The 10,132-nt window shown below is 74.2% G+C and carries 2 protein-coding genes; both read right to left on the bottom strand.

The annotated features are described in order from the left end of the window. The coding region (locus ACZ4WQ_RS33405; RefSeq protein WP_468022681.1) for an SDR family NAD(P)-dependent oxidoreductase at nucleotides 1-7,176 on the bottom strand (7,176 nt) is incomplete at its 3' end. Nucleotides 7,177-7,255: 79 nt separating this feature from the next. Next, nucleotides 7,256-10,024: a helix-turn-helix transcriptional regulator gene (locus tag ACZ4WQ_RS33400; RefSeq protein WP_398373645.1), complete on the bottom strand. Its 2,769-nt coding sequence runs from the start codon at nucleotides 10,022-10,024 to the stop codon at nucleotides 7,256-7,258. Nucleotides 10,025-10,132: the final 108 nt, after the last annotated feature.

The following is a 10,132-nucleotide window of genomic DNA, read 5'->3' as shown; positions in this document are numbered from 1 at the left end:
CCCCACACCCTCAGCCCACCCCGTACCATCCGCCCCAGCCCCATACGCCTTGCACCGCCCATCCACCGACAACCCACGCTGCCGCGCGAACTCCACGAAGGCTCCGGGTGTCGCCATCACGGTGACCCCACCCGCCAGCGCCATGGAGCATTCCCCCGCCCGCAGCGCCTGGCAGGCCAGGTGCAGGGCCACCAGAGACGACGAACACGCCGTGTCCACCGACACCGCGGGTCCTTCCAGGCCGAAGGTGTACGCGACGCGCCCTGACGCGACGCTGCCGGAGTTTCCGGTGAGGACATAGCCCTCGACCTCGGCCACCGTGTCGTGTAGCCGGGGGCCGTAGTCCGTCGGCATCACACCGGCGAACACTCCGGTCCGGCTCCGCCGCACCGACGTGGGGTCGATTCCGGCGTGCTCGAAAGTTTCCCAGGAAGCCTCCAGCAGCAGCCGCTGCTGCGGGTCCATCGCCAGCGCCTCACGCGGGCCGATCCCGAAGAATCCGGCGTCGAACTTCCCTGCGTCGTGGAGGAAACCCCCGTGTCGGGTGTATGTGGTGCCCGGCCGGCTCTGGTCGTAGGGGGCGTAGAGGCGGTCCAGGTCCCAGCCGCGGTCGGTGGGGAATCCGCTCATGGCGTCGGTGCCGGAGGCGACGAGGTCCCAGAGTTGCTCGGGGGTGCGGACGCCGCCCGGGTAGCGACAGGCCATACCGATGATGGCGATGGGCTCATCCGCCCCAGTCGCCACCCCCGCTCCCGCCCCGGCCCCGGACGCGGTGGGGGTGGGCGACAGGGTGACCGTATCGGCGGCGCCCAGGAGGCCCTCCCCCAGGTGCTGGGCGAGGGCAGCAGGCGTGGGGTGATCGAAGACGAGGGTGGCGGGGAGCCGCAGTCCGGTCGCGTCCTTGAGGCGGTTGCGGAGTTCCACGGCGGTGAGGGAGTCGAAGCCGACGTCGCGGAAGGTCGCGTCGGGGGCGATGGCGTCGGGGCTCGGGTGGCCGAGGACCGTGGCGGCGTGGCCGCGGACGAGGGTGATCAGCACCTCGTTCTGTCCGGCAGGGTCGAGCCCGGAGAGCCGGGCTCGCAGGGAGGAGCTGCCGTCGGGAGTGGCGGGGCCCGGCCGGTGGCCGGTGGGCCGTACCAGGCTCCGGAACAGGGGCGGCGGAGTGGTGCCGCGTAGCGCCCTGGTGTCGATCCGGGCCGGGAGGAGCAGCGGTGGGCCACCGGCGAGAGCGGTGTCGAACAGCGCCAGGGCCTCGTCCGTGGCCAGTGGCCGGAGGCCGGAGCGGGCCATGCGGGTGTGGTCGGTCCGGTCGAGGTGGCCGGTCATTCCGCTGGCCTCCTCCCACAGCCCCCAGGCCAGGGACACCGCCGGGAGCCCCGCCGCCCGCCGCTGGTGGGCGAGCGCATCGAGAAAGGCGTTGGCCGCCGCGTAGTTGCCCTGCCCCGGCGAACCCAGAACTCCCGCGGCGGACGAGAAGAGCACGAACGCTGCCAGGTCCAGATGACGCGTCAGCTCGTGCAGATGCCGGGCGGCATCGACCTTGGCGGCCAGAACGGTGTCGAGGTGGCGAGGGGTGAGGGAGCCGATGGTGGCATCGTCGAGTGTGCCCGCGGCATGGATGACGGCGGTCAACGGGTGCTCGGCGGGCAGCTGCCCGAGCAGTTCGGCGAGCGCGGCTCGGTCGGCCGCGTCGCAGGCGGCGACGGTCGCCTGTGCGCCCAACTCCTCAAGTTCTGCGATGAGTTCTGACACGCCCGGCGCGTCGAGGCCGCGGCGGCTGATCAGCAGCAGATTCCGGGCCCGGCCGGTGGCGGCCAGGTGGCGGGCGAGTGCGGCGCCGAGGGTGCCGGTGCCTCCGGTGATGAGGACGGTGCCGTCAGGATCGGCGGTGCGAGGCAGGGTGAGCACGTTCTTTCCGATGGCGCGCCCCTGCTGGAGATGGCGGAAGGCGTCCCTGGCCTGCCGGATGTCCCAGCAGGTGAGCGGCAGTGGGGTCAGCACGCCCTCGTCGAACAGCCGCAGCACGGTCCGCAGGATCTCCCCGACGCGCTCGGTCCCGGCCTCCATCAGGTCGTACGCCCGGTAGGTGACGCCGGGGTGCGCCCGCGCCACTTCCTCCGGGTCGCGGATGTCGGTCTTGCCCATCTCCAGGAACCGGCCGCCGTCGTCGGTCAGCAGACGCAGCGAGGCGTCGACGTACTCCTGGGCCAGGGAGTTGAGGACGACGTCGAAACTCCGCTCGCCGAACCGGTCGGCGAACTGGTCCGCGAAGTCCAGGGTGCGGGACGAGGCGATGCGTTCTCGGGGAATGCCCTGGGTGTGAAGGGTGTCCCATTTGCCGGGGCTCGCCGTGGCGTACACCTCGGCGCCCAGATGGCGGGCCAGTTGGACGGCGGCCATTCCCACCCCGCCCGCCGCGGCGTGTACCAGCACCGACTCCCCCGGGCGCAGTTGCGCCAGGTCCACCAGCCCGTAGTAGGCGGTGGCGAAGACGACGGGGACGGCGGCGGCCTGCGCGAAGGACCAGTGGTCGGGGAAGCGGGTCACGGTGGCCCGTTCGGCGACCGCGATCGGGCCGAACGCGTCGGCGAACACACCCATCACCCGGTCTCCGGGCGCGAGGTCGGCCACCTCAGGACCGACCTCGAGCACCACCCCCGCGCCTTCGCTGCCCAGCCCCCGCTGTCCGGGGACCATTCCCAGGGCCACCAGGACGTCGCGGAAGTTCAGCCCGGCGGCGCGTACCGCGATCCGTAGCTGGCGCGGGCCCAGCGGGGCGGTGTCTGCGGAGGACGCCACCGGCACCAGCCCTTGGAGCGTGCCGGTCTCGGCGCAGTCCAGGCGCCAGCCGCCGCTCTGTGGCGGCACGAGGAGAGCGTCCGTCTGGGTGTCGGCTCGCACCAGCCGGGCCACGTGCAGGCGGCCGGCCCGGATGGCCACCTGTGGTTCGCCCAACGCTGCCGCGCGCGGCAGCGCGGCCCACGATTCCTCAGCCGGGTCCAGGTCCATCAGGAGGATGCGGTCGGGTTCCTCGGCCTGGGCGGATCGCACCAGTCCGCAGACCGCAGCGGCGGCGGGGTCGTCGACACGGTCTGTCTGCGGTGCGGTGGCCACCGCACCGCAGGTGACGAGGGCCAGTCGAGTGTCGGCCAGCCGCGCTTCGCCGAGTCGGCCCTGGAGCAGTTCGAGCGCTTGTCGGGTGCGGGTGTGAACGTCGGCGATCGTCGTGTCGTCGGGCCCGGCAGCCGCCGGGGGGCAGCTCACGAACACCAGGTCCGGCGGCGGGTCGCCCGCGTCCAGGGCCGCCGTCAGTGCGGCGAGGTCCGGGTATCGCCGCACGGGCCCGTCGGCCGCCGCCTCCAGCGCGACCGCCCATCCGGGGGTGGTGTCGCCCAGCACGGCGCATCGTCCGAGGGCCACCGTGGACGGCTCGGGCGCGACGGGCCATTCCAGGATGTGGAGAGCGTCGCGCAGCCGGCCGCCGAGGGCCCGTAGGTTCTCCGGCGCCACCGGCCGGAGAACCAGCGACTCGGCCGAGGCCACCGGGGCGCCCGTCTCGTCGGCCACGTCGACTGCCACCTCGTCCGGCCCCAGCGGCCGCAGCCGTACGCGCAGCGCTGAGGTGCCCGCGGTGTGTACGCGGACCCCGCGCCAGGCGAACGGCAGCCGACCCTGGTCGGATGCGTCGTCCTCCCGTTCCCGGCCGCCGTCGAGGGCCGGTCGGCCGCCGTCGAGGGCCAGGGCGTGCAGCGCTGCGTCGAACAGGGCGGGGTGGAGGCCGAAACGGGGCGCGTCGGCGACATGGTCGGGGAGCCGTACCTCGGCGTAGGTCTCCTCGCCGTGCCGCCAGGCGGCGCGCAGCCCCTGGAAGGCCGGGCCGTAGGCGAAGTCGGCGGCGGCCATCCGGTCGTACAGGCCGTCGAGGTCCAGGGGTTGGGCGCCCGGCGGGGGCCAGGCCGCCGGAATGGGGTCGGCGCCGTTGTCTTCCCCGTCCACGGCGAGTGTGCCGGTGGCGTGCCGTGTCCACGCGACCTCGCCGGCCGTGTGCTGTGCGGGGTCGTCGTCGCGCTGTGCGTAGACGCTCAGTTCGCGGCGGCCGGTGTCGTCCGCCGCGCCGACGGCCACTTGGAATGCCACGCCGCCGCTCTCGGGGAGGATGAGCGGGGTGTGCAGGGTGAGCTCCTCCAGTCTGGGGCAGCCGAGGCGTTCGCCGACGTGCGTGGCCAGCTCCACGAACGCGGTGCCCGGGAGGAGGACGGCGCCGGCGACGGCGTGGTCGGCGAGCCAGGGGTGGGTGTGCGGGGAGAGCCGTCCGGTGAGCAGATGTCCGTCGCCCTCGGCGAGCCCGACCGCCGCGCCGAGCAGTGGGTGTCCGGCCGGGGACAGCCCCGCGGCCGTGACGTCCCCGGCCGTCGTGGGGGCGTCCAGCCAGTAGCGGCGGCGCTGGAAGGCGTAGGTGGGCAACTCGACCTGGTGTGGCGCGGCGGCCTGTGCCCGGTAGTGGCGGTCCCAGGCGACGGGCAGGCCGTGGGTGTGGGCGAGGGCCAGCGAGGTCAGGATGCGGCGGGCGTCGTCCTCGCCGCGGCGCAGGGATCCTACGACGGTGGCCGGGGCGCCGCCGGCCTCGGTGGTGTCCTGGATGGCTGGGGTGAGGGTGGGGTGCGGGCCGGCCTCGATGTAGGTGCGGTACTCGGCGGCGCCGAGGGCCTGGACCGCTTCGGCGAACCGTACGGGCCGGCGCAGATTGCGGTACCAGTACCGGGCGTCGAGGCCGCTGGTGTCGGCCCACTGGTTGTCGACGGTGGAGTAGAAGGGGATGTCGGCGGCCCGGGGGGTGATCCCCCCAAGGGCGCTCAGCAGTTCCTTCTCCACGGCTTCGACGTGCGGGCAGTGGGAGGCGTAGTCGACCGGGATCCGCTTCGCGTCGACTCCCTGGTCCCGGTAGTGTTCCAGCGCCTCCGCCAGGGTTTCCGCGTCGCCGGAGATCACGGTGGCGGTGGGGGCGTTCACGGCGGCAACCCACAGCCGGTCCGGCCACGCCGTCCGCAGCACCTCGCCGACCTGGTCCGGTGGCAGTGGTACGGAGGCCATGCCGCCTTTGCCGCGCAGGGTCTGCAGGGCCCGGCTGCGCAGGGCGACGACCTTGGCCGCGTCGTCCAGGGTCAGCGCGCCGCAGACGTGGGCGGCGGCGATCTCGCCCTGGGAGTGGCCGAGTACGGCGTCCGGTTCGATGCCGTACGAGCGCCACAGCCCGGCCAGCGACACCATCACGGAGAACAGCACCGGCTGAACGACATCGGCCCGCTCCCACACCGGGTCCTCGGGGTCCCGGCGCAGGACGTCCAGCGGCGAACATTCGGCATAGGGTGCCAGCGCCGCCTCGCACGCCGCCATCCGGTCGGCGAAGACGGTCGAGGTTTCCAGCAGTCGCAGCCCCATGCCGGCCCACTGGCCGCCCTGTCCCGGGAAGACGAACACCACGCCCGCGCCGGTCGCGGCCGCGGCCACGCCCCGCACGGTCGCGCTGTCGTCCGGCTCGCCCCCGGCCAGGGCGTCCAGCCCGCGCAGCAGGGTTTCCCGGTCGGCGCCGAGGACGACGGCGCGATGTGCGAGGTCGGACCGGCCGGACACCAGGGTGTGTCCGACGTCGGCGAGGTTCAGCCGCTCGTCGGCCGCCACGAAGCGGCGCAGTTCGGCCGCTTGGGCGCGCAGCGCCTCGGCCGTGGCGCCCGACACGGGCCAGGGCAGCGGCCCCGTCACGGCATGGCCGGGCGCGTCGGGCGGCTCGGGTCCGTCGCCGGTTTCCGGGTGGGGCGCCGCTTCGAGGATGATGTGGGCGTTGGTGCCGCTCACCCCGAAGGAGGACACTCCGGTGCGGCGGGGCCGGTCGTGGTCCGGCCAGGCGATGGGCTCCTTCAGCAGCCGCACCGCGCCCGAGTCCCAGTCGATGTGCGGCGACGGCTCGTCCGCGTGCAGCGTGCGCGGCAGCGTCCCGCGCCGCATGGCCATCACCATCTTGATGACCCCGCCCACGCCGGCGGCCGCCTGTGCGTGGCCGAGGTTGGACTTCATCGAGCCGAGCCACAGCGGCCGGTCCCCGGGCCGCCCCTGGCCGTAGGTCGCCAGCAGGGCCTGCGCCTCGATCGGATCGCCGAGCCTGGTGCCCGTGCCGTGTCCCTCGACCGCGTCGATCTCGGACGCGGACAGCCCGGCGCTCGCCAGCGCCTGCCGGATGACGCGCTGCTGTGCGGGGCCGTTGGGGGCGGTGAGGCCGTTGCTCGCGCCGTCCTGGTTGACGGCGCTGCCCCGTACCACCGCAAGTACCCGGTGGCCGAGCCGCCTGGCGTCGGAGAGCCGCTCCACCAGGAGCATCCCGGCGCCTTCGGCCCAGCCGGTGCCGTCCGCCCCGGCCCCGTACGCCTTGCAGCGGCCGTCGGCCGCCAGGGCGCGCTGCCGGGAGTACTCGACGAACAGGCTGGGGGTGGACATCACCGTCACGCCGCCCGCCAGGGCGAGGGTGCACTCGCCCGCCCGCAGCGCCTGGCAGGCCAGGTGCAGGGCGACCAGTGAGGAGGAGCAGGCGGTGTCCACGGTGACGGCCGGGCCTTCGAGTCCGAGGGTGTAGGCGACCCGGCCCGACGCCACGCCGCCGCCGCTGCCGTTGCCGACGTAGCCCTCGAACCCTTCGGGGACGGTGTGCAGCCGGGAGCCGTAGTCGTGGTACATCACGCCCGCGAAAACCCCGGTCCGGCTGCCGCGCGCCGAAGCCGGGTCGATCCCGGCCCGCTCGAACGCCTCCCAGGAGATCTCCAGCAGCAGCCGCTGCTGGGGGTCCATCGCCAGCGCCTCGCGCGGGCTGATGCCGAAGAAGCCCGGGTCGAACTCGCCCGCGTGGTAAAGGAAACCGCCGTGTCGGGTGTAGGAGGTGCCGGCCCGGTCGGGGTCGGGGTCGTAGAGCCGCTCCACGTCCCAGCCGCGGTCGTCGGGGAAGGTGCCGATGGCATCCCGGCCGTCGGCCACCAGCCCCCACAGGTCCTCCGCCGAGGCCACCCCGCCGGGATAGCGGCAGGCCATGCCGATGATGGCGATGGGCTCCCGCGCGGCCGTGGTGAGTCTGTGGATCTGTTCCTTCAGCCGCTCATTGGCTTTGAGAGAGGCCCGGAGCGCCTCGATCACCTTGTCGGGGGCAGCGGCCATCGGCATCTCCAACCTGCGGACTTCCGTGGATTCACGGACGGTGTGTTCGAACGGCTCGTCAGAACGAGGACAGCTCTTTGTGGTTTGTCGCCCGTGTCCCCACCGGGCCGATCAGGCTCTTCGGCAGTTGCTGGCGACGGCTGATGCGCAGCTTGCGGTAAACACGCGTCAGATGCTGCTCGACCGTGCTCATCGTCACGCACAGCCGTAGTGCGATCTCGCGGTTCGAGTTGCCGTTCGCGGCGAGGATGGCCACGCGCATCTCCGACTCGCTGAGTCCCGCTCCCTGGTCGCGGCCGGGCGGGTCCGGCCGGTCCCCGCCGCACATCGCCTGCCGGGGCAGAATGCTGTCGCACAGCGCCTTGGCACCGCACTCCTCGGCCATCCGCCACGCCCTGCGCCTCACGTTGTTGGCCCGGACCGACTCGCCGACACTCTGGTAGGCGGCACCCAGGTCGGCGAGCGCCCGGGCGAGTTCGAGCCGGTCCCCGCACTGCTGGAGCACCTCGACGGCCTGGGTGAGCAGGTGCGGGCGCTCCGGCGCGGCGGCGACCCGGGCCCGGAGCCGCAGCGAGACGCCCCGGGTGTGCGGGTCGCTCCACAGGCGGGCGCAGGACAGCTGTTCCGTGATCATCCGCGCCGCCCCGGGGCGCTCGCCGAGCCGCAGGAACGCCTGGGCGGCGTCGGTGCGCCAGGGCAGCAGGGCGGGGTGGTCCAGGCCCCAGCACTGTGCCATACGGCCGACGGCCAGGAAGTCGCGGAGCGCGGCGCGGGTGTGGTCGGTGGCCAGATGGTAGTGGCCGCGGGCGCGGAGGTACGCCAGGCCGTACACGCTCTGGAACAGCGCGGCCGGCACCGGGTGGTGCAGCACGCGGGCCGCGTCGTGGTAACGGCCCATGGCGGTGTACGCGTGGAGCCGGGAGGCGAGCGGACCTCCGACGAGGACGCTGCCGCCGCGGCCGGGCAGGCAGGCCAGGGCCTGCCGGGCGCGCTCCTCGGCGTCCGGCAGGGCCCCCTTGCGCAGGGCGATCTCGGCGAGGATGGCGAGGAACTCCGCCTCCCAGCCCGGCGAGCGCCGGGTCGTGGCCTCCTTCAGCAGCCGGTGGCACCACTCGTCGGCCTCGGCCGTCCGGCCGGCCCGCAGCAGGGTCCGTACGGCGTTGGCCACCACCGCCAGCGTGCCGTCCAGCAGCGGGCAGGCGCGCAGCCGCCGTTCGGCCTCGTCGGCGGCGGCCTCGCTGGTGCCGGGGCCGGGGATGCCCCAGATGGCGGCGGCCGTGCCGGCGCCGGGGGTCTCGTCCCAGGGCTCGCGGGGGGCGGCCGCGTCGGGCGCGGGCTGCGGCCGGTTCTCCTCGGGCTCGACGGGCCAGGGGCAGGGGTGCACCACCGACGGCCGCGCCGGGTCGGGATCCGGCCCTGGACCGCTGTGCGGGTGGCCGGCCGCCTCCAGCCGGGCCCGCGCCCGGCTCGCCTCCTCCAGTCGGCCGAAACCGATCAGCAGCCGTACGAGCGGGGCCGTGTCGCCGTCCGCCAGTGCGCCGGTGTGCAGGTCGGCGAGCGTCTCGCCGACGTGGTGCTCGGCGGCGGAGGGGTTGACCCGCCAGAGGGCGGCGGCGAGTGCGATCCGGGTCGCGGCCCGCTGGGGCGGTTCCTGGCAGGCGCGGCAGGCGAGATCCAGATAGCGGATCGCCGCGGGCGCGTCGTCGTCCACCAGGGCCTCGGCGGCGGCGTCGCGCAGTACGGCGACCGCCCAGGCGGGGGCCGTGGGTTGGGCGGCGAGCAGATGCTCGCCGACCTCGGTGGCCCGGGCACCCTGGTCGTGCAGCAACAGGGCGCTGCGCTCGTGCAGCAGCCGCCGGTCGTCGGCGTCCAGGTGGTCGAGTGCGGCCGCGGTGACGACCGGGTGCCGGTAGCGGTGTCCGTCCGTCAACCCGCTCAGTTCCAGGACCTGGAGGGCGCGGGCCACCGCGGCCGTGTCCAGTCCCGGCAACCGGCTCAGCAGGGCGGGGGTGGCGGAGGGGCCGAGCACGGCGAGCGCCCCGGCGACGTCCCGGGTGGGCGTGCCGGTGCGGGCCAGACAGGCCGCCACCGCCTGGTGGAACGGTCCCCCGGCGGTGGGCCGCGGGCCCCGGCCGCCGGTGTCCGGCGCCGCCCACCGGTCCTGGAGCAGGGCCCGCAGCAACAGCGGATTGCCGCCGGTCATGGCGTAGCACTCGGCGCCGCGGCGGCCATCCGCCTGCTGGTCGCCGAGGGTGCCGAGGGTCCCGACCAGCCTGGTCACGCCTTCGGGGCTGAGCGGGTCCAGCGTGATGCGCCGGAAGCCGGGGTGGCGCAGCAGTTCGGTGCCGAGCAGCGGGTCGCCGCCCCGGTCGTACGGGCCCTCCGTGCCGATCAGCAGGATCCTGGCCGAGCGGGCGTGGTGTGCGAGATGCAGCAGCTGCCGCAGCGATGGCTGGTCCGCGTGGTGCAGATCGTCGACCGCGATCACCACCGGCGCGGATATGGAGAGCGCACGCAGCGGCTCCGTGGCGTCGGCCGCGTCCTGTGCCGTTGCGAGCCGCAGCCGTTCGCGGGTCCGGTCCGGCAGCGCCGGGTGCCCGGCCAGCCGCCGTACGAGCCCGAGAGGAGTGGCGCGGTCGTCGGGCAGACCGGGGACGTCGAGGACAACGGCACCGGATTCGGCCGCGATCCCGAGGAATCGCTTCAGGAATTCGCTCTTGCCGCACCCTGGCCCGCCCTCGGCGATCAACAGCCGGAATGCGCCTGCCGCACACTCATGAAGCGTCGCCTCTGCCAGGGCTGTGTGCGCGCTCCGTTCAATGAGCATGGCCCTCCAGGACTCATGTCACATCTCATGACTACTTCCGGACCGCAGTGTGTTCCGGCGCGCTCGAGTCTCGGCGGAGTCACCCTCGCGCGGCGGCGGAGCCCCGCC

The sequence above is a fragment of the Streptomyces sp. NPDC028305 genome, assembly GCF_055569495.1.
Note: the sequence above shows the minus strand (reverse complement) of the source record. Positions and strands in the feature narration are given on the sequence as shown.

Coding starts and splice junctions, on each gene's coding strand:
- ACZ4WQ_RS33400 (WP_398373645.1), bottom strand. CDS start 10,024: ATGCTCATTGAACGGAGCGCGCACACAGCCCTGGCAGAGGCGACGCTT.